The organism is Micromonospora sp. LOL_021 (assembly GCF_048060215.1).
Taxonomy (GTDB): Bacteria; Actinomycetota; Actinomycetes; order Mycobacteriales; family Micromonosporaceae; genus Micromonospora_E.
In genome coordinates this window covers 62,710-80,692 of record NZ_JBHMIN010000022.1, presented here as the reverse complement: position 1 = coordinate 80,692, position 17,983 = coordinate 62,710, and the positions used below count along the sequence as shown (strand labels likewise).

Annotated in this window: 14 protein-coding genes and 2 tRNA genes; 4 read left to right on the top strand and 12 right to left on the bottom strand. The window is 74.4% G+C overall.

Annotation, left to right across the window (positions count from 1 at the left end):
- Positions 1 to 14: 14 nt before the first annotated feature.
- A complete protein-coding gene (locus ACFHWT_RS16445) occupies positions 15 to 701 on the top strand; it encodes an IclR family transcriptional regulator (RefSeq protein WP_123600449.1) in 687 nt (228 codons plus the stop codon).
- A 166-nt stretch (positions 702 to 867) separates the two neighbouring features.
- Here ACFHWT_RS16445 and ACFHWT_RS16440 read toward each other — a convergent pair.
- From ACFHWT_RS16440 to ACFHWT_RS16430, 3 genes are all read right to left on the bottom strand, one after another.
- A tRNA-Glu gene (locus tag ACFHWT_RS16440) sits at positions 868 to 940 on the bottom strand.
- Between the two features lie 112 nt (positions 941 to 1,052).
- Positions 1,053 to 1,127: transfer RNA gene (locus tag ACFHWT_RS16435), tRNA-Gln, on the bottom strand.
- A gap of 78 nt (positions 1,128 to 1,205) precedes the next feature.
- The gene (locus ACFHWT_RS16430) at positions 1,206 to 2,009 is read right to left on the bottom strand and encodes a fumarylacetoacetate hydrolase family protein (RefSeq protein WP_416595528.1); all 804 of its coding nucleotides are present in this window, start codon (positions 2,007 to 2,009) and stop codon (positions 1,206 to 1,208) included.
- A gap of 355 nt (positions 2,010 to 2,364) precedes the next feature.
- Between ACFHWT_RS16430 and ACFHWT_RS16425 the strand changes: the two genes are divergently transcribed.
- Positions 2,365 to 3,405 (top strand): hypothetical protein, encoded by a 1,041-nt coding sequence (locus ACFHWT_RS16425; protein WP_416595527.1) that lies wholly within the window; start codon positions 2,365 to 2,367, stop codon positions 3,403 to 3,405.
- 76 nt (positions 3,406 to 3,481) lie between these two features.
- Here ACFHWT_RS16425 and ACFHWT_RS16420 read toward each other — a convergent pair whose 3' ends face one another.
- Complete coding sequence (locus ACFHWT_RS16420; protein ID WP_416595526.1) at positions 3,482 to 4,075, bottom strand: helix-turn-helix domain-containing protein; 594 nt, start codon at positions 4,073 to 4,075, stop codon at positions 3,482 to 3,484.
- Between the two features lie 214 nt (positions 4,076 to 4,289).
- Between ACFHWT_RS16420 and ACFHWT_RS16415 the strand changes: the two genes are divergently transcribed.
- Both ACFHWT_RS16415 and ACFHWT_RS16410 read left to right on the top strand, forming a co-directional pair.
- The gene (locus tag ACFHWT_RS16415) at positions 4,290 to 4,481 is read left to right on the top strand and encodes a hypothetical protein (protein WP_416595525.1); all 192 of its coding nucleotides are present in this window, start codon (positions 4,290 to 4,292) and stop codon (positions 4,479 to 4,481) included.
- A 140-nt stretch (positions 4,482 to 4,621) separates the two neighbouring features.
- Positions 4,622 to 5,983, top strand: a complete 1,362-nt coding sequence (locus tag ACFHWT_RS16410; protein ID WP_416595524.1) for a radical SAM protein — start codon at positions 4,622 to 4,624, stop codon at positions 5,981 to 5,983.
- On the opposite strand, the gene ACFHWT_RS16405 is transcribed toward ACFHWT_RS16410, so the two are convergent.
- From ACFHWT_RS16405 to ACFHWT_RS16370, 8 genes are all read right to left on the bottom strand, one after another.
- Complete coding sequence (locus tag ACFHWT_RS16405) at positions 5,960 to 6,379, bottom strand: ArsR/SmtB family transcription factor (RefSeq protein WP_416595523.1); 420 nt, start codon at positions 6,377 to 6,379, stop codon at positions 5,960 to 5,962. The two genes, ACFHWT_RS16410 and ACFHWT_RS16405, sit on opposite strands and share 24 nt — an antisense overlap.
- 107 nt (positions 6,380 to 6,486) lie before the next feature.
- The gene (locus tag ACFHWT_RS16400) at positions 6,487 to 8,271 is read right to left on the bottom strand and encodes a thiopeptide-type bacteriocin biosynthesis protein (protein WP_416595522.1); all 1,785 of its coding nucleotides are present in this window, start codon (positions 8,269 to 8,271) and stop codon (positions 6,487 to 6,489) included.
- Positions 8,268 to 9,503, bottom strand: coding sequence for a nitroreductase family protein (locus ACFHWT_RS16395; RefSeq protein WP_416595520.1), 1,236 nt, complete (start codon positions 9,501 to 9,503; stop codon positions 8,268 to 8,270). The genes ACFHWT_RS16400 and ACFHWT_RS16395 overlap by 4 nt, the downstream gene beginning before the upstream one ends.
- 8 nt (positions 9,504 to 9,511) lie before the next feature.
- Positions 9,512 to 11,479 carry a TOMM precursor leader peptide-binding protein gene (locus tag ACFHWT_RS16390; protein WP_416595519.1) on the bottom strand — a complete coding sequence of 656 codons (1,968 nt, stop codon included), beginning with the start codon at positions 11,477 to 11,479 and terminating at the stop codon, positions 9,512 to 9,514.
- A gap of 3 nt (positions 11,480 to 11,482) precedes the next feature.
- Positions 11,483 to 13,381 (bottom strand): hypothetical protein, encoded by a 1,899-nt coding sequence (locus ACFHWT_RS16385; RefSeq protein ID WP_416595518.1) that lies wholly within the window; start codon positions 13,379 to 13,381, stop codon positions 11,483 to 11,485.
- Positions 13,378 to 14,577 carry a lantibiotic dehydratase C-terminal domain-containing protein gene (locus tag ACFHWT_RS16380; protein ID WP_416595516.1) on the bottom strand — a complete coding sequence of 400 codons (1,200 nt, stop codon included), beginning with the start codon at positions 14,575 to 14,577 and terminating at the stop codon, positions 13,378 to 13,380. Before ACFHWT_RS16380 ends, ACFHWT_RS16385 begins: the two co-directional genes overlap by 4 nt.
- Positions 14,570 to 17,230: a lantibiotic dehydratase gene (locus ACFHWT_RS16375; protein ID WP_416595514.1), complete on the bottom strand. Its 2,661-nt coding sequence runs from the start codon at positions 17,228 to 17,230 to the stop codon at positions 14,570 to 14,572. Before ACFHWT_RS16375 ends, ACFHWT_RS16380 begins: the two co-directional genes overlap by 8 nt.
- Positions 17,227 to 17,982 carry an ABC transporter permease gene (locus ACFHWT_RS16370; RefSeq protein ID WP_416595513.1) on the bottom strand — a complete coding sequence of 252 codons (756 nt, stop codon included), beginning with the start codon at positions 17,980 to 17,982 and terminating at the stop codon, positions 17,227 to 17,229. Before ACFHWT_RS16370 ends, ACFHWT_RS16375 begins: the two co-directional genes overlap by 4 nt.
- Between the last annotated feature and the right edge of the window lies 1 nt (position 17,983).

Here is a 17,983-nt window from a genome sequence, read left to right as displayed (position 1 = left end):
TTGTGGGACACAGTATGAGCGGTGTCGGCGTTCTCGACAAGGCGGTGGTGATCCTCGCGGCCTGCGTGGACGGCGCCAGCCTGGCCGAACTCGTCGACCGGACCAAGCTGCCCCGGGCCACCGCGCACCGGCTGGCGCAGGCCCTGGAGATCCACCGGATGCTGGTCCGGGACACCCAGGGGCGGTGGCGGCCCGGCCCCCGGCTGGGCGAGCTGGCCAACGCCGCGCCCGACGTGCTGCTGACCGCCGCCGAGCCGCTGCTGGCCGCGCTGCGCGACGCCACCGGCGAGAGCGCCCAACTCTACCTGCGCCGGGCCGACGAGCGGATCTGCGTCGCCGCCGCCGAGCGGGCCAGTGGCCTGCGCGACACCGTGCCGGTCGGCTCGGTGCTGCCGATGACCGCCGGGTCCGCCGCCCAGATCCTGCTGGCCTGGGAGCCGCCCGAGGCGGTCATGCCGCTGCTGCCCCGCTGCAAGTTCACCGGCCGTACGCTCGCCGAGGTGCGCCGGCGTGGCTGGGCACAGAGCGTCGCGGAGCGGGAGGCCGGGGTGGCCAGCGTCTCCGCGCCGATCCGGGACCGCACCGGTCGGGTGATCGCCTCGGTCAGCGTCTCCGGGCCGATCGAGCGGCTCGGCCGCCGGCCGGGTGAGCGGCACGCCATGGCCGTGGTCCGCGCCGGTCAACGACTCTCCGGGCTCTGAGCCGCTCCGGGGTTTCCGGATCCCCGGCAAGTTCGCGAATACCCGGCGCAGGCCGGGCCGTGTCCGGCATGATGGTCAGCGGCGACGGCAGGTGACCGGGCGGCAGGTGACCGGACAGGTGCCGACGAAAAAGGCGCCCTCGCGGAGGAGGGCGCCTTGAGCGCTGTAGCCCCGACCGGATTCGAACCGGCGCTACCGCCTTGAGAGGGCGGCGTCCTGGGCCGCTAGACGACGGGGCCAGAACTTTCCTGGTGCAAACTTCCACTTCGTGCTGCTGTGTCCTGTTGGACACGGTGCCGAACTCTAACAGAGACCAGCACCCCGACGCCATCTGGAGCCTTCCGGCGTCGGTGGCTGGGGTACCAGGACTCGAACCTAGACTAACTGAACCAGAATCAGTCGGGCTGCCAATTACCCCATACCCCATCGGTGCTCGCCGCACCGGGACAGAACTCTACCTGACCCCATGGTGCGCGCCAAATCGGGATACCGCAGCGGTTTGCCTCAGTCGGCCGCTACCACCGGGTTGGCCAGCTCACCGATGCCCTCGATCCGGACCGACACCGTGTCACCGGCGGTCAGCTCGCTCACCCCGGCCGGCGTCCCGGTCAGGATCACGTCACCGGGCAGCAGGGTCATCACGTGTGACACGTACGACACCAGGGTCGGCACGTCGAACACCATCTGCTTGGTCCGGCCCAGCTGCCGTACGTCCGTCTCGTCCGGCTTCGGACCCACCTCGCAGCGGACCTCCAGGTCGGTGACGTCCAGCCCGGTGACGATCCACGGGCCGATCGGGCAGAACGAGTCGAAGCCCTTCGCCCTGGTCCACTGGCCGTCCGACCGCTGCAGGTCCCGGGCGGTGACATCGTTGGCGCAGGTGTAGCCGAAGATCGCCCGTTCGGCGGCGGCCCGGTCGGCCCGCCGGGCACCGGGCGGTCCGATCACCACGGCGAGTTCCGCCTCGTGCTCCACCTGCCGGGACTGGGCGGGCAGCCGGATCGCGTCCCGTGGACCGATCACCGACGTCGACGGCTTGAGGAACAGCAACGGCTCGGCCGGCACCTCGGCACCGTGCTCGGCGGCGTGGTCGGCGTAGTTGCGCCCGACGCACACCACCTTGCTCGGCAGGATCGGCGACAGCAGCCGGACGTCGGCCAGCGCCCAGCGCTGCGACGTGAAGGTCAGCTTGCCGAACGGGTGGCCGTCGACCTCGGCGACGGTCAACGCCTCGGGGCCGGCTCCCGGCTCCCCCTCGACGACCCCGAACGACATTCCCTTGCCATGGGCGAAACGAGCGATACGCACCCGGTCAATGTATCGTCCCGCGCCTGCGCCGCCCCGACGGTCACGGCAAAGGGCGAGAACGGTCACGGCGAGGGGCGGGAATTTAGCACCGGTCACCGGATCAGGTGGCGGAACCGCGCTTTGCCGGCCGGACGGCCGGTGCCCGCCTACCGTTCGGGTCGGGGGCGGAAACGAGATGGTGATGTCATGGTGGCGGCATGCGCTACGGGCCGGCCTGTTCGGCGCCGTTCTGGTGGTTGGCGGGGGGATTCTGACACCGGGGGCGGCCCTGGCACGGGCCGAGGGGGCTGCTTCGGCCCCGGCACGGGCCGAGGGGGCTGCTTCGGCACGGGCCGAATGGCAGGAACTGGTCGCGGTGACGATCAACGAGATCGGGCAGAGCGCGGCGACCTACCGGGTCGAGGCGGTCAACCGTACGGTGTCCCCGGTCGACGTCACGCTGCGGATGGCCGTACCGACCACCACCTCGGTGGCCACGGTCGGCGCCGGCGGCCGGGTCGACGCCTCGGAGATCACCTGGCAGTTGAGCCTGCCGGCGAACAGTGGGCAAACGGTCACCGCGTCGTTCCGGCCGGGCGGTGCCGGCACCGCGCAGACCTTCCCGGTCTGCGCGTACCAGCGGGACACCGCACGGCCGTACGACTGCGCGAGCGCCCGGTGGACCCCGACGGCCGCCATCGAGGCCACGGACCCGGCCTGGTGGCAGCGCCCGTCGGTGCCGCTGATCGGCGGGCTGACGGCACTCGTCGTGGTGGCGATGATCGGGTACGGGTGGCGACGCCGCCTGCGGGAGCGCCGGGTCGACCGACGCCGGGTGGTCACCCCGGCCGGGCGGCGGGTGCGGTTGCCGGCGGCGTCGGCCCTGCCGAAGCGCCGCTGGCGCCCGGCGACGCCGCTGGTGTTCGGCCTGCTGCTGGCGATGCTGACCGGGCTGGCGGTGGCGGCGGTACGCGCGGTGAGCTACGGCACCGAGGTGCTGGACCGGGCCAACCAGCCAGCCAGCGGGTGGATCGGAGCGCCACCGGCCGGCGGGTTCGGGGTGCTGCTGACCGAGGCCGCCTTCGAGTTCACCGTCTTCCGGATGGCCTGCGCGCCGGCCGGCGGGCAGGACCGGCGGTGTGTCGCCACGGTCGGGTTGCGCAACCGCAGCGACACCGAACAGTTCTGGTACGGGCCGTTGCAGCGGGCGTACCTGCCGACCGGTGACTGGGTCGGGGTGGACGAGGCGGCGACCCGGCAGGAGAACGGCGGCCGGGACGTCTTCGCCGAGCCGGTGCCGCCCGGGAGTCGGATGCTGGTCCCGCTGGCCTTCACGGTCAGCGGCGAGCTGACCCCGGTCCGGTTGGAGCTGCGCAGCGGCGCGTTCTCCGCCGGGGTCGCCGTCCGGTGGACCTGACGGCCCGACCCGACCCGACCCGGGCAGCCCGGCAGCCCGGCCTGACGGGCAGGCGGGCTGAACCCGGCAGGCGGGATCAGGACAGCCCGAGCGGGTGCATGCCGACCAGCATCGCGAACCGGTGCCCGCCGGTGGTGGTGCCGTCGCGGGCGACACCGGCCTGCTCGAACCGCCGCATCAGGGCCTGCAGCTCGTGGCGGAACTCGGCGATCCGGTCCACGGGGATCTCGGCGACTCCCCGGCTGAGCATCATCCGGACCGGATCGGGCGCCTCGCTGCTGCCGGAGATGGTGCCGGCGTTCAGCCCGGCCTCGATCTCGTCCTTGATCTGGTCAAGCAGGGTGGCCACCACCTCGTGCACCGAGCTGGGTTCCTCGCCGGATCGGCGGTGGAAGGTCAGGTTGAGCTGGCCGGCACCGTACTGCTTCTCGATGATGCCGTTGACCACCCGGGTGTCCCGGATGTGCAGCAGCTGGTGCTGTTCCAGCTGGTTGATGTGGTAGTAGATCTTGGTGGGCGCGACGCCCACGATCTTCGCCAGCTCCTTGGCGGTCCAGGTCCGCTCGGGCTCGGACATCGCGAGCTCCAGCACCCGCATCCGGATGGGGTCGGCGAGCGCCTTGAGGGTGGCCACGTCCTCGATCACCCGGCTGGCCATCAGCTCAGTCACCGCAGACCTCCGTTCAACCAACGTTCCACGGTTGATTCTACCCCGACGATTGACTTCCGTCCGTCGCTCAGCATATTTTGAACGTCAGCAAGATCGTACCACCCCGATTTGCACCGACTCACCGCGCGGGCCGGCACCACCCCCACCTGCCCGCGTCACCCCACCTGCGCCACCACTTTCTTCGCCACCCCCACCCCCCTTTCGGAGGTCGACCGTGCCCACCAACCCCCTCTTCGCCGTCGTCGCCGCGATCGCCATCGCCGCCCCGGCCACCCAGGCCGCCGTCGAAGCCCCGCAGCCGGACGAGACAACCAGCCAGAGCATGGTCGTCTTCGAGCTGCCCACCGACGGCACCGGCCTGCGTGACGACGGCTCCAGCGTCAACTTCGCCTGCGCCTTCAGCTGACCCGCAGCTCTCCCCCGCACCGGACCCGGAGCGACCGCTCCGGGTCCGGTGACGTTGCACCCCACGGTCCACCGCTGCACGATCCACCACGGTCCATCACCCCGGTAGCCACTCGTCGAGACCCTCCGAAAGGCTCCCCCATGGCCCAGTCCGACCTCGTGCTCAGCCGCTACCTCGTGTTCAGCCCGACCACCTACCGGCACCCGTCCGGCCGACAACTGCGCGCCGTGTTCCACACCGGACGGGCCCGTACCCTCCTGCTCGACACCGGCACCGTGCGGACCCTCCTGGACGGACCCGGACCGGCCGGCCTGCCCGCCGACGAGCAGGCCCGGCTCGCCGGGCTCGGCCTGCTGGTGCCCGCCGACATCGACGAAACCGCCGCGACGATCGACGCCGGCGCGCAGGCTGCCGACGACACCCGGCACCGACAGTTCGTGCTGATGCCGACCGGCTACTGCAACATGGGCTGCGACTACTGCGGGCAGGAGCATCGTCGGGACACCCCGGCCACCCGGCCGACCCGGCACCGCGACGCCATCGCCGCCCGGGTCGAACACGCCATGGCCAGCGGCGAGCACGACACCGTGGTGGTGCGGTGGTTCGGCGGCGAACCCCTGATGGGGTACGCGGTACTCCGCTCGCTGTCCGCCCGGTTCGTGGCCGCTGCGGCCCGGCACCGGGTCGGCTACTCGGCGATGCTGGTCACCAACGGCGCCCTGCTCGACGCCCGCAAGCTGCGCACCCTGCATCTGGACTGCCGAATCGACCGGATGGAGATCACCATCGACGGGCCGGCGGAGGTGCACGACGCCGCCCGACCGTTGAACAGTGGGCAGAGCTCCTTCCACCGGATCACCGCCGCGCTGCGTACCGTGCTCACCGATCCGGAGCTGGTCGGGCTGCAGGTGACCGTACGGACCAACATCGGCCGGCACAACGCCGACCGGGCCGACGAGTTCGCCGCGGCGATGCGCGACGCCGGCCTCGCCGACCCCCGGATCCGGTTCTACCCGGCACCGGTCCACTCGTGGGGCAACGACGTCAGCGACGTACGGCTGCGCCAGCAGCAGGCCGCCGAGACCGAACTGCGCTGGTACGCCGCCTACCTCGCGGCCGGACTGCACTGCCGGCTGCTGCCCACCCACCCGGTACGGGTGGTGTGCACCGCCGTCTCCCGGCACAGCGAGGTGATCGCCCCGGACGGGCGGATCTACTCCTGCACCGAGCAGCCGCTGGTGCCCGGCTTCACCGAACAGCATCTGGACACCGTGGACCGGGCACCGGTCGACCAGTTGCGGCCGACCGGCCAGTTCGACGACTGGTACACCGGGCTGCGCGCCGGCGAGACCGGCTGCCAGAGCTGCCCGATCCTGCCGGTGTGCGGCGGCGCCTGCCCGAAACTGTGGCGGGAGGGCACGGCACCGTGCCCACCGATGAAGGAGAACCTGGCCGACCGGATCGACCTGTTCGTCCGCTCATCCGGCCTGCTTCCCGTCTGACCCGTCGTCGCCCGGCCGGTCCGCCGACGCGGCGTCGTCGCCGGACCGGTCAGCCGGCGGGAAGTCCCAGCGCAGCGCCAACTGCGCGGCCTGGAAGTACCGCTCCGCCCGGCCCTGGTCGGTCCGCTGGTTGACCACCCGGATCATCCCCTCCTCGGACAGCACCCGCAGGTGGTAGTGCATCAGGCTGAACGTGATGCCCAGCTGGTGGGCCAGTTGGCGGGCGGACAGGGCCCGGTCCGGCTCGGCGGTGAGCACCGCGAGCACCCGCAACCGGATCGGATCGGCGACGGCACGCAGCTGATTCACGCCGTCGAGCACCCGTACCGCCGGGGTCGGCGGACCGGTGCCGCCGGGCGGTCGCGCGGACCCGGGTTGCCGTGGCACACTGGACACAGCCCCCGACGTTCCCTGACGGTCGGGGGCTGCACCGTCTGCGAACCCGGCACCGTCCGTAAAACTGGCGCCGTCTGTGAACCGGGCACCGTCTGCCGGTCGCGGGCTCACCGCGCACCTCCCGGGAGACGACCCACCGGCAGCAGGTAGACCAGCACGTCGTCGATGCCGTCCAGGCCGAGCAGTTCGTGGGCGACGTCGTCGTAGAAGCCGCCGATCATGCCGAGCGCCAGCCCGCTCGCCGCCGCCACCATCGACAGCGCCTGCGCCAGGTGACCCGCCTCCGCCACCGCGAACCGCAGCGCCCGCATCCCGTAGCGTTCCCGCAGTTCGCCCAGCTGCACGTAGAGACCGAGCAGCGCCGGCACCTCGGCCAGCTCGATCCCGCCGACGTCGAGGGCGTCCGCCCCGAACCACATCGACGACGCCTCCAGCTCCGGCACCGACGGAGCCGGCCCGAGCCGCCACAACTGCCGGTCGAGGTCGTCGACGTGGTACGCGCCGGGGGCGACACCGGCGACGTCGCGCACGATCAGCCGCATCCGCGCCGTGTACGCCGCACCGGCGCTCGGGTACGGGCGGTGGGCGTAGTCGTACAGATCCCCGTTGGGCAGCGGCACCTGGCTGCGATGGGTCACCCCGTGCGCGCTCCACACCAGGGTGCCCAGCTGCTCGGCGGTGACCGGCCCGGTCAGCCGCCCCCGACCGGAGACCCGCCGGCGCAGCACATCAGCGAGCGCGGCACGCGGCGGGTCCCCGGCGGGCAGAGGAACCGGCCGGCCGCCGAACCGGAACGGGGTCCCGCTCCGTTCCGAGACGGCCTCGCGCGGCCTCTGCGTCTGCAACATTCCTGGTAGGAACTTGCTCGCCTCGTGGTAGCGACGGTCGGCGGCCGCCGCCCCGTCGGCGAAGAAGTCCATCGGCCCGCCCGGCGCCAGCGCGGTCCCGGCGACCAGCCAACACACCGACCGCTCCTCATCCGGCAGGATGCCCAACCGGTTGAACAGCATGTGCAGCTGGGAGCCCCACACCCAGCGCCACCGCTGGTCGGCCGGTCCGGCAGCGGCCGGCCCCTCCAACGCGTCGCGGGCGGCCCGGACGACCTGCGCCCAGTACCCGGCCGGCGACCGCTCCCCCGCCAGGCCGGCGGCGTCCGTACGCTGCGCACCGACCCGGGCCACGGTCCGGTCCCACCGGTGGCGCAGCGCGGCACCCTGGCTGGCCAGCACCCGGGCCGCCTGCCCCTGCACCGCCGCGGCCGGCAGCATCGCCACCTCGTTCTGCCACCGCCAACCGGCTGCGTGACCGCGCAGCCACCGGGCGGCACCCAACTCGTCCAGGCCCAACGCGGCGGCGGTCGCGGTGGCCAGCTCGGCGGCGACGGACAGCCGGGCCGGGCCGGGCGGGACCGCGCCGACGATCCGGGCGGCGATCTCGCTGGACCGGCAGAACACGTCCTCGGCGACCGGCAGCGCCTGCGGTCCGCCGTACCGGGCGGTCTCCGGCCGGTACGGGATCTCCCGGACGTCGCCGTGGTCGTGCCAGCCGGCGGCCGACCGGGCGGCGCTGCCACCCAGCCGCCGGTAGTAGCTCCCGCTGTCCATGGCGAACGCCTCGTACGGTGCCTGGCCGACGAGTTCGGCCAGCTCCGCCCGCAACCGGTCGCCGACGCCCGGCAACGGGTCCCGAACTCGGATCCGCAGATGCGGTCCGCCCTCCCAGTAGCGGATGTAGAACCAGTCGGCGATCGCGCCGTCGGCGCGCAGCCGGGCCAGCAGCGGCGCCACGGTCACCGCCAGGAAGGTGTCCAGGTCGGCCGGCGACCAGTAGGCGAAACAGTGCAGGCCCACCCAGGTGCGGGTGGTGGTGGCGGTGATGGTCGGGGCGGTCACGGCGACACCTCCGGGTTGCTCAGGTCGTAGGCGAAGTCACGCACCCGTGACCGGCCGATCAACAACAGGTAGATCAGGTCGTGCCCGGCGGGCAGACCGGCGGCCGCCTCGGCGGCGGCTTCCCGCACCGCGCGGACCGGCCGGCAGAACAGGCCGACCTCGGCGGCGGCGGTGCCGACGTGCTGGGCGGCGGCACCGGCCGCGTGCAGCAGCCGCCGGTACGCCGCCGGGCCGCCGACGCGGACCGCGGCCGGCAGGTCGGCGCTGACCAGCCAGGCCAGCGGCATGCCGGCCACGTCGACCTCGGTACGCGGATAGCTGTACGCCCGCTGCACCTGCCCGGTCGCGTCACCCGGCCGGGTCGGCTGCGGCGGAACAGCCCCGGGTCGGCCGGCGGTGGCCGGGTCCAGGTGGTACCAGCCGGCCGCCCGGCCGGCGACGTTGCCGACCGCGACGGTGTGCCGCAGCTGCGTACCGGCGGTCGCCGGTGACCCGGCCGGCGGCCGGTACGCGGCGGCGACCAGCCGCTCGAACGCCTCCGCCGGCAGCGGCCGGGGGTCCGCGCCGAAGCCGCGTGGACTCAGCCCGGAGCTGCGTACCGCCCGCAGCCGGTGCCGTGACCAGGTGGGCGTGGTCGACGGTCCGAGCGTGACGGTGAGCCACGGCCCGCCGACAGTGATGATGGTGGCAGTGGCCGTGGTGACGGCGTACCGCAGCCCGTGGCCGGCGGCGGCCTCGGCGAGCGCGCCGGCGACGTGACCGGCCTCCAGCGCGGCCAGCGCGCCGGCGAGCTGGCCGTAGCCGGCCGGCATCCGCGCCGGGTGCTCCCGCAGCACCAGCTCGACCGACCCGTCCGGCGCTCCGACGGACGACTCAGCGGACGCTGGACACAGCAGTTCGCGGACCGGGTCGACCAGCCAGTCGACGCCGTCGTGCCGCAGCAGCACGTCGACCAGGTGCGCCGCCCGGGGCGACGGGTACGCCCGGTGCTCGTTGAAGCCGTTCCACGGCTCGAACCGGCGCGGCGACAGCGCCGTACCGAGCGTCCGGACCAGCCGGGCACCGGCCGGCCCGACGACGGCCGCCAGCTCGGCGAACGACACGGCCGGACCGGCGGGCCGGCGACGGTACGGACGCGCCGGCGCGGGCCGGACGTCCTTGCCGGGGCCGTGCGCGTACACCTCGGCGAGCGTATTGGTGAGCTGACTGGCGGTGAGCTGACTGGACGACATGGCCGACCTCACGGGAACGGGTGCGGGTAGAGGGGCAGGTCGGAGTAGGTCAGCGGGGCCGGCAGCCGGCCCAGCTGGGCCGGGACCCGTAGCAGCCGGTCCAGACCCCGGGTGCGGTGGTGCACGTGGCCGAACGTCATCGGCAACGTGCCGGGGACGATCACCTTCGCCGAGTGCAGTCCCAGCCGGTCCCTGGTTGCCGGGTCGGTCTGGTCCACCACGATCACCTCCAGGCCGTGCCCCGCCCACCGCTCGACGGTCTCGCCGAGCAGCACCGCGAGGTCGGTCACCGGGGCCGGCCGGTCCGGCCACACGTCCCGCCAGTGCGCCGGCGCGTCGCCGGTGAGCAGGAACTCGTACCGCTGCCGGGCCTGCGGCAGGGTGTTCACCGCGACGTGTTCCTCCAGGCCGGTGACCAGCCGGGGGTCGTCGAACATCGCCTGCAGCCGGTCCGGGTCCAGATGGCCGGGTTTGTTGCGGGCCACCTCGGGCAGGCTGAACACGTCGACCACCGCCTCGGCCGCCGCCGACCGCAGCGCCGACCGGGGGTCCGGGTGGGCACCGGCGGCGAAGAACGCCTGCGGGGCGCCGCTGGTCGGGTCGCGGTGCAGCACCAGGGCCAGCACGGTCGGCACCCCGAGGTCGTTGGTGGCGTCGAAGAACAGCAGGTCGTAGCCGACCGTGTCGAGCCGGTCGACCAGGTGCGGCAGCACCGGGTCGTCGTCGGGGACGGCGACCGGCCGCAGCGGGGTCCGCGCGTACCAGGCCATCAGGAACGCGTCCCGTTCGGCGACCTCGTACATGCCGTACAGCGCGGCTTCGACGGCGCTGTTGCCCAGCCCGCAGCCGTTGGAGCTCTCGTAGAGGAACCGGGGGCCGTCGCTGCGGTGCAGTCCCCAGTAGGCGACGTGCTCCGGCACCAGCACCGGGCGGCGGCGGCCCAGCGACCAGCCGTGCACCCAGCGCACCCGGGTCTGCGGCGTGTACGGCACCATCCGGAACGCCGGGTGGTCGTAGTACGCCGGGTCGTGCAGGCCGAGCCGGGCCGGGTCGACCGCCCGGTCCGGGCCGAGGTCGGCGAAGGCCGCTTCGACGGCGGTACGCCGTCGGTGCGGCCGCATCCCGGTGGCCCGCTCCACCGCCTCGAACAGGGCGATCCGCTCCGACTCGGCGAAGCTGCGGGCCCGGCCGTAGCCGGCCTCGCGGACCGCCGTGTCGCTGGACAGTTCGCTGGTGCTCAACGCCATCGGCGAGCGCTCGGTACGGATCATGTGGGCGACCGGCCCGTGCCGCCAGTCGAACAGTTCGGCACGCAACGCGGCCCGGCTGGTCCGTGGATTGTCGCCGCGCAGCGAGTACGGGTCGCTGGTCGGGGCGGCGGTCAGCGGCACCTCGGCACCGTGTGGGGTGTCCAACGGCATCGGCCGGCAGATCCGGCAGCCCTGCCGGCGGGGCCGGACCCGGTGGCTGCTGACGGTGGCGTGGTCGGTGCGGATCGCCACCACCGTCGCGTCCAACCGGCCCGGGTCGGCCAGCGCGTCGCCGACCGTGCCGGCCACCATCGGCAGCAGGCTCGGCGGGATCACGCCGCCCTGCCGCAGCTGCGGGTCCCGGCTCGGCACGCCCGGCCCGAACACCCGCAGCCGGGCCTGCTCGGCGCAGGCCAGGCAGGTGCCGGCTCTCGGCCGCAGCACCGGGCCGACCAGCACCAGGCCGCCGTCGAGGCGGACCGGGACGACCGTCGTGGCGGTCTCCCAGGCCCGGCTGCTCAGCTGCGCGGCCAACGCCGGGGTCCAGCGGTCCAGCAGGACGACCGCGGTCCGGCCACCGGCGCTGTCTGGCACCGTCTCGGTGTCCAGCGCGGTAACCGCGTCCAGCGCCGTCTCGGCGTCCAGCACCGGGACGGCCGGGTGACCGGCGGCGGCCAGCGCCGCCGCGAGGTCGTCGGTCGGGGTCGCAACGGTACGGGTCGACATGGTTCAGGCTCCTCGGCTCGCGGTGGCGGAGTCGGCAGTGACGGTGTCGGCAGTGACGGCGGTCGCGATCCACCGGAAGCCCTGCGCCACGAAACCGGTGACGGCCAGCGCGTGGACGACCGAGTCGGCATCGGGGCCCGCGTCGGCGGGGCCGGCGGTGACCGGCACCACCGGTCGCCCGGTCAGGGTCGCGCCGTCGGCGGTGAGCGCCGCCCGCAGCGCCGCCTGCAACCGCTCCTCGTTGTCGATCACCCCGGCCGGCCAGTACCAGCTGTCGTCCGTCCACGGTGCCAGGTGCTGGTCGGCCGGCCGCCAGGTCGGTGCCGCGCCGGTCAGGCTCGCCGGCCCGGCCGGCACCTCGACGCCGGCTGCCCGGGCCTGGGCGACGCCGGTGGCGGCCAGCGCCGCCATCGCCACCGCGTCGGCGGCGGTGGCCTCCACCGCCCAGGCCAGCGGCCCGGCGTCGGTAACGATCTCGGCGTGTACCGCGCCGGCCGGCAACCGGCGGGCCACCACCCGCGCCGGTACGGCGAACCGCAGGGTGAGCGCCTTCCACCAGCGACGCGCCGCCGGTTCGCCGGCCCACTCGGCCTCCGGCACCGGGTCGGTGTCGAGCCGGCGGTGTACGGCGTGCACCAGCCGGCGCAGCGCCGCCCCGCTGGCGTGCCGGGCGTCGACGCCGATCGCGGCCGTCTCCGCCCAGCGGGCCGCTGAACCGGCACCCTCCCCGGCACCGGCGTCCCGCGCGTCGCCGTCGCCGCGCGGTGTGCCGAGACCGAGGACGGTCTCGGCGTACCGCAGGGTGGCGTCGACCCGGGCGGCGTCGGCGGTGGCCGCGACCCCCAGCGCCGGGCCGGCCAGGGCCAGCATCGCCGGCAGTTGCGGCAGGTCACCGGGGACCGCCGGCGGCAGTACGCCAAGCTCCGGGTCGCTCAACGCTTCGAGCCGCAGCCCGACCGCGTCGATGTCGGCCGGCCCGCCGGGCAGCGGCACGCGGGCGGCCGGCAGCCACGGGTGGTACGTGGCCCGGACCGGGTCGAGCCGGGCGACCAGAACCGACGGGTAGTACGGCCCGGGGGCGGCCGGTTCCCCGCCGGGCAGGGTGGCCGCCTCCTCGGCCGGGTCGGGCAGGCCGGCGACGGCGCAGACGATGCGGTGCGCCGCGGCGGCCCCGATCAGCGCGGCCAGCGCCGGTGCCACCGGCGAATCCGTCAGCGCCGGGCCGGTCTCGCGGGACAGTCGGGCCGCGACCGCCGCGCCGTGGGTCAGCGCCTGGTCCGGGGGGGCGACCGGGGTCACGTACCCGGTCTCTGGCAGGCAGCGGGCCGCGACCGCCGCCTCGCCGGCCCGTACCAGGGTGTCCTGGGTGGTCGCGTCGCCGACCGGGTCGACGGCCAGGCCGGCGCCGGTCAGCGTGCGGGCCGCAGACGTCGCCACCGCACCGGTGCCGGCGACGGTGACCGTGGTCGACCGCAGCCGCTGCCAGGCCGCCGCCGGATCGGCGGCCACCGACTCCAGCCAGCGGGCCAGGTCGGCCGGCGGCAGATCCGGTTCCTCCCGGTCGCCCCAGCCGGCCGGCACCTCGACCAGCATGTCGTGTTCCCGCAGTTGGTCGAGGAGCAGTCGGATGACCCGGTCCACCTCGGGCCGTCCGGCCGGCTGTGCCAGCCGCTGCGGGGTCAGCCCACCGGCCAGGTGCCGGGCGAGGACCTGCCACACCTTCCACACTCCGGCGCCGCCGCTGACGGTAAAGCTCGACGACCAGCCGCGTACGTGCACTCCGGTGGCGGTCGGGGTGGCGAACACCACCGGCCGCAGCCGCACGACGATCTCCGCCGCCGACGGCACAGCGGGACCGGCTTCGGCGGGACCGGCTTCGGCGGTCGAAGGCCGAGGGCTCATTGGACTGCCACCTCCTGCTCGGTCGCGGCCAGCCTGGTCAGGTAGCCGTTGATCCGTTCCTGCCAGGTGATCCCGGTGATCCGCTCCGCTGCCCGGCTCAGCAGGTAGGCGGCCAGATAGCGCTCCGTCGGCCGGACGTCCAGCAGGCCGAGCAGCAGGTAGAGCACGTTGGTGGCGAACCGGTAGGTGACGAACTCCCGCTCGTACGGGACCCGGTCGAAGTCGATCTGCCGCAGCATCTGGTGGTACTCGCTGTACTCGGTCCGGTCCGGATGCCAGCGCCGTACCGTCTCCGGGTCGCCGATCTGCTCGGCCCGGTCCAGGTAGCTGAACGCCGGCACCCGGGGCAGCTCACCCCGCTGGTACGCGGCCCCGGTCACCTCGGCGGCGGACACCGTCCACTGTTCCCACCCGCGTTCGGTTGGGTCCAGCCCCGACTCCGCCGGACCGGCACCCGACGCCGGCTCCGGCGCGCCCGTCGAGGCGGCCAGCCGGGCGACCAGGGCGGTCGCCGAGTCGGCGGAGCGCCGCCACTGGGCGTCGAACGCCGCCCGGACCCGGCCGTCCGGGTCGTTGAGCACCAGGAACTCCTCCAGGTGCGACAGGAACGACTGGTGGCCGTTGCCGAGCCCGAGCGGGTAGCGGCTGGCGTGCAGCGCCATCGCGGTCAGGCAGGTCCGTACCCGGGCGGCGGTGCTGTCGCCGGCGGCGGCCAACTGGTCGGCGGCGGCGTCGACCGCCGGCACCCCGAGGCGCAGCAGTTCGGATCGGCACTCGACGGCCTCGGCGGAGCCGAACAGGGTGGCCATCGCGCTGTCGTCCACCGGCTCGACGCGGACCGTGTTGTCCGGGTGGATCGGCCGGTACGGCGGCGGCACCAGTTCGATCCGGCCGGCCTGTTCGGCCTGTGCCAGCAGGTCGGCGACGCTGATCTGCTCGGTGCTGGGCCGCTCGGCGAGGTGCCCGCGCAGCCGGTGGGCGACCGCGGCGGCGACCACCGCCAGGTCCGCCGGGTCGCCCTGGTCCCGGCGGGCCAGCCGGATCCGCAGGTGCGGGCCGTGCAGCCAGTGTCGTTCCAGGTGTACGGCGACCCCCTGCTCGGCGGCCCACCGGGCGGCCGGCAGCACCGCCGAGCGCAGCAGCGGCAGTTTGGTCGGCGAATAGTAGTAGCTGACGATGTCGAGGGCGTCAGTCATGGCCGCCCCACCCCTTCCGATAGGTTTCGGCGACCAGCTCGACGACCCGCCCGTGCGGGCTGCCGGTCCCCGGCACCGGCAGCGCCTCCTCGATGCGCACCGGACCGTCGTGGCGGCCCAGCAGCCGGGGCAGGTTCCGCAGGTGCAGGGCGTTGTCCAGGTCGACGTACTGCGGTTTCGGCAGCGACAGGTAGCGCTGGTAGTCGTCCGGGCCGCCGCGTACGTCGACGCCGGCGGCGGCGACGAACACCTCGGCGGGCAGGCCGAGCCGGGCCCGCCAGCTGCTGACCGCGTCGAACGGCACGTCGCCGTCGGCGTCCAGGTCGGCGCGCAGCCGCCCGGCGGCGTCGGTCGGCAACGTCCAGGACCGCCGGCTGAGCACCAGGTCGTGGTAGCGCAGCCGGGTCCGGTGCCGGGCCCCGGCCAGCTCGCCGGTCGGGGCCAGCAGGCCGGGGCCGACCAGTCCGCTGCTGAGGTCGAAGTGCAGCGGTACGGTCCGGTCCGGCATCACGAACGGGACGAGGAACCCGAGGTAGAGCACGTCCAGGTCGGCTCCCGTGTCGTCGCGGACCAGCCGCACCTGGTCGGTGACCGGGTCGTGGCGCAGCCCGACCCGGTCGGCGAGCAGGTCGGCCCACCGGCCGTCCTCGCCCACCTCGTGGTCGACCAGCAACGGGTGCAGGTTGGCGTTGAATCCGGTGACCGGGCGGAACTGGGCCACCTGGGCGTGCCGCCCGGCGGCGGCCCGGATCTGCGCGGCCAGCTGCGTCTTCGCCTGCGGTGCCACCAGGTCCAGGAACCGGCTGGTGAACCGGCCCCAGCCGGCGTACACGTGGTTGAGCACCAGCAGGTCACCGCCGTCGTGGCGGGCCGGCTGGACGAAGAACGCGTACGAGGCGGGCCGGGCGGTGACCCAGGCGGGCAGCGCCGCAGACGCGTCCCGGACGATCTCCTCGGGGAGGGTGAACTCGGCCGCGTCGGCCGGCGCCGCCGCCCGGATCCGGGCCAGCAACCGGGCCCGGGTGTCGGCCAGTTCCCGCAGCGCCGGGGTGACCAGGTCGGCGAACTCGGGGTCGGGGTTGATCACCCCGGACGGCGCGACCAGGTTGTAGGCCCGCCACACCTGGCTCATCTCGGTGGAGAAGTCGGCGGCGCGCTCGCAGCGTCCACCGACGCCGTACCGGGCGACGAAGCGGTCCCGGACCAGCCGACGCAGCGGCAGGTACTGGTCGAACAGTTCGACCAGCCCGGCCAGCCGGGGCAGCCGGTCGGCGGCGGCCCGACCGTAGCGCCGGCCCAGCCGGACCGGTTCGCGCAGCGCCACGTCCTCGGCCAGCACCGGCGCGTCGTACCAGGGCAACCCCACCGCCTGGTACGCCGACCGCCAGATGTCACGCAGCCGGCCCAGGGCGGCGGCCCGGTCACCGGCCGCAACGGCTCCGAAGCCGCTGGTCTGCTCGTCGATCGCGGTGAGCAGGTCGGCCAGCTCGCCGCGGTGGCGCCGGTCCAGCCAGTCGGCGAGGTGCCGGACGGCCTGCGGGTCCTGCGGGTCGACGGGTTCGACGGCGAGCAGCAGCCCGGCGTCGAGCACCTGCCCGACGTAGCGGGTCGCGGCGGCGGTGGTCCGCGGCGGACCGCCGGGCAGCCGGCGGGCCAGTTCGGCGACCAGGTCGCCGGGGGTGATGCCGGCCGGCCCGGCGGCCCGGGTCCGGTCGAGCAGCAGCCGCAGCGGTCCGGTGCAGGCCAGCGACACCTCCTCCTCCAGCACCGAGATGACCCGGTCGACGCCCTGCACCGGGCGGTCCCGACGGAACGTCAACTGGTCGCCGGTGACGGTGATCGCGGCGGCCAGCCGGTGCGGCACCGTGTCCCGCAACCCGGGGTCGGCGATCACCGCGGCGAGCAGCCGGGCCAGCAGGGTCCGGTTGGCCTGGGCGACGGCCACCGGCTGCCCGCCGGCCGGGGCCGCGTCACCGGCGGCCAGTTCCGGTGGCGTGGTCCAGTTGCCCCAGGCGACGTAGGTGAACCAGGACAGCGGGCTGGTCTTCGCGGTGGCCCGCAGCGCGTAGCGCAGCGCGTTGGGTTCGGACTTGCGGGCCCGGCTGTCCGGGTTGGCCCCGCTGGCGGCCGCCCGGTCGATCCCGCGCAGCAGGTCCGCGCCGGTGAGGGTGACCGCGCGGCGCAGTGGTTCGGCGGCGCAGACCTCGGCGAGCGCGGCACGTTCCGCGCCGAGCGCGCCGGCGGCCAGCTCACCGAGCTCGGCGCGCACCTGCGCGGCCTGGCGCATGACGGCCAGCCAGGCCGGCAGGTCGGGCACCCGGTCGAGCAGGCCGCCGAGTTCGGCGACCCGGTCCGGCCGGGGCAGCCGTCCGTTGTGCACGTCGCGGCGCAGCGGCAGCACCGCCTTGCGGTGAAAGTCGGCCGGGTGTCCGTCCGCGCTGGCGTAGAGCGCGTCGGCGAGCCGGGGGGCCAGCTCAGTGATCCGCGACCGCAGTTCGACCAGCCGGCGCAGCGCGGCACGGAACTCGCGGGCACCGTCCGGGGTCGGCGGGTACGGCAGCGCGGCCAGCCGGACCAGCGCGTACGGCGCCAGGGTGGGTTCGGTCGCCGGCCGCCGGTCGGCGGTGGCCGGGACGACGGCGGCCTCGCTCATCCGTACCGCACCCCCTCGTCACGCCGGAACGCGGCGCGGGCGAGCAGAGCGAACAGCGCCGTCCAGCCCAGCAGTAGGAAAGCGATCCAGCTCGGCCCGACCAGGTGGTCGGCCCGGTCGATCAGCGCCAGCACGAAGTACTGGTACTGGTAGGTGGGCACGTACGGCACCACGGCGTGCAGCGCCGACGGCAGGAAGTCGATCGGCACGAACAGCCCACCGAAGAACGCCAGCAGCATGAACAGCAGGTTGGCCAGCATCATCGCCGGCTGCGGGGCGAACCGGTAGCCGATGGCCATGCCGAGCAGGCCGAACGGGACGGCGCCGAGCACCACCGCGCCGAGCCAGACCGGCCAGGCGACCAGCGGCAGCCGCAGGTCGGTGGTGAACGCGGCGACGACCAGCAGCGGAATCCAGCTGACCACGTTGAAGCCGAGAACGTAGACCAGCCGGCCGGCGAACCGGGTCAGCGGGGACAGCGGCAGCAGCCGCAGCCGCTGCTCCCACGGGTTCTCCCGGTCGGCGGCGACGCCGGCGGCGAGCGAGGCGACCGTGACGTTGAGCGTGGTGTAGAGCAGGAACGGGGTGATCGCGTACTCGCTGCCCAGCCCGAGGTCGGCGAAGCGGTTGGCGTTGACCAGCCCGAACAGCAGGAAGAAGACCAGCGGGAAGCCCAGCGCGGGGGCCCAGTAGGCGGGCATCCGCAGCGTGTCGAGGGCGTGCGCGCGGGCGTGCAGCAGGACGTAGCGCATG

Coding starts and splice junctions, on each gene's coding strand:
- ACFHWT_RS16445 (WP_123600449.1), top strand. CDS start 15: ATGAGCGGTGTCGGCGTTCTCGACAAGGCGGTGGTGATCCTCGCGGCC.
- ACFHWT_RS16410 (WP_416595524.1), top strand. CDS start 4,622: ATGGCCCAGTCCGACCTCGTGCTCAGCCGCTACCTCGTGTTCAGCCCG.
- ACFHWT_RS16395 (WP_416595520.1), bottom strand. CDS start 9,503: ATGTCGTCCAGTCAGCTCACCGCCAGTCAGCTCACCAATACGCTCGCC.
- ACFHWT_RS16390 (WP_416595519.1), bottom strand. CDS start 11,479: ATGTCGACCCGTACCGTTGCGACCCCGACCGACGACCTCGCGGCGGCG.
- ACFHWT_RS16385 (WP_416595518.1), bottom strand. CDS start 13,381: ATGAGCCCTCGGCCTTCGACCGCCGAAGCCGGTCCCGCCGAAGCCGGT.
- ACFHWT_RS16380 (WP_416595516.1), bottom strand. CDS start 14,577: ATGACTGACGCCCTCGACATCGTCAGCTACTACTATTCGCCGACCAAA.
- ACFHWT_RS16375 (WP_416595514.1), bottom strand. CDS start 17,230: ATGAGCGAGGCCGCCGTCGTCCCGGCCACCGCCGACCGGCGGCCGGCG.
- ACFHWT_RS16370 (WP_416595513.1), bottom strand. CDS start 17,982: ATGCGCTACGTCCTGCTGCACGCCCGCGCGCACGCCCTCGACACGCTG.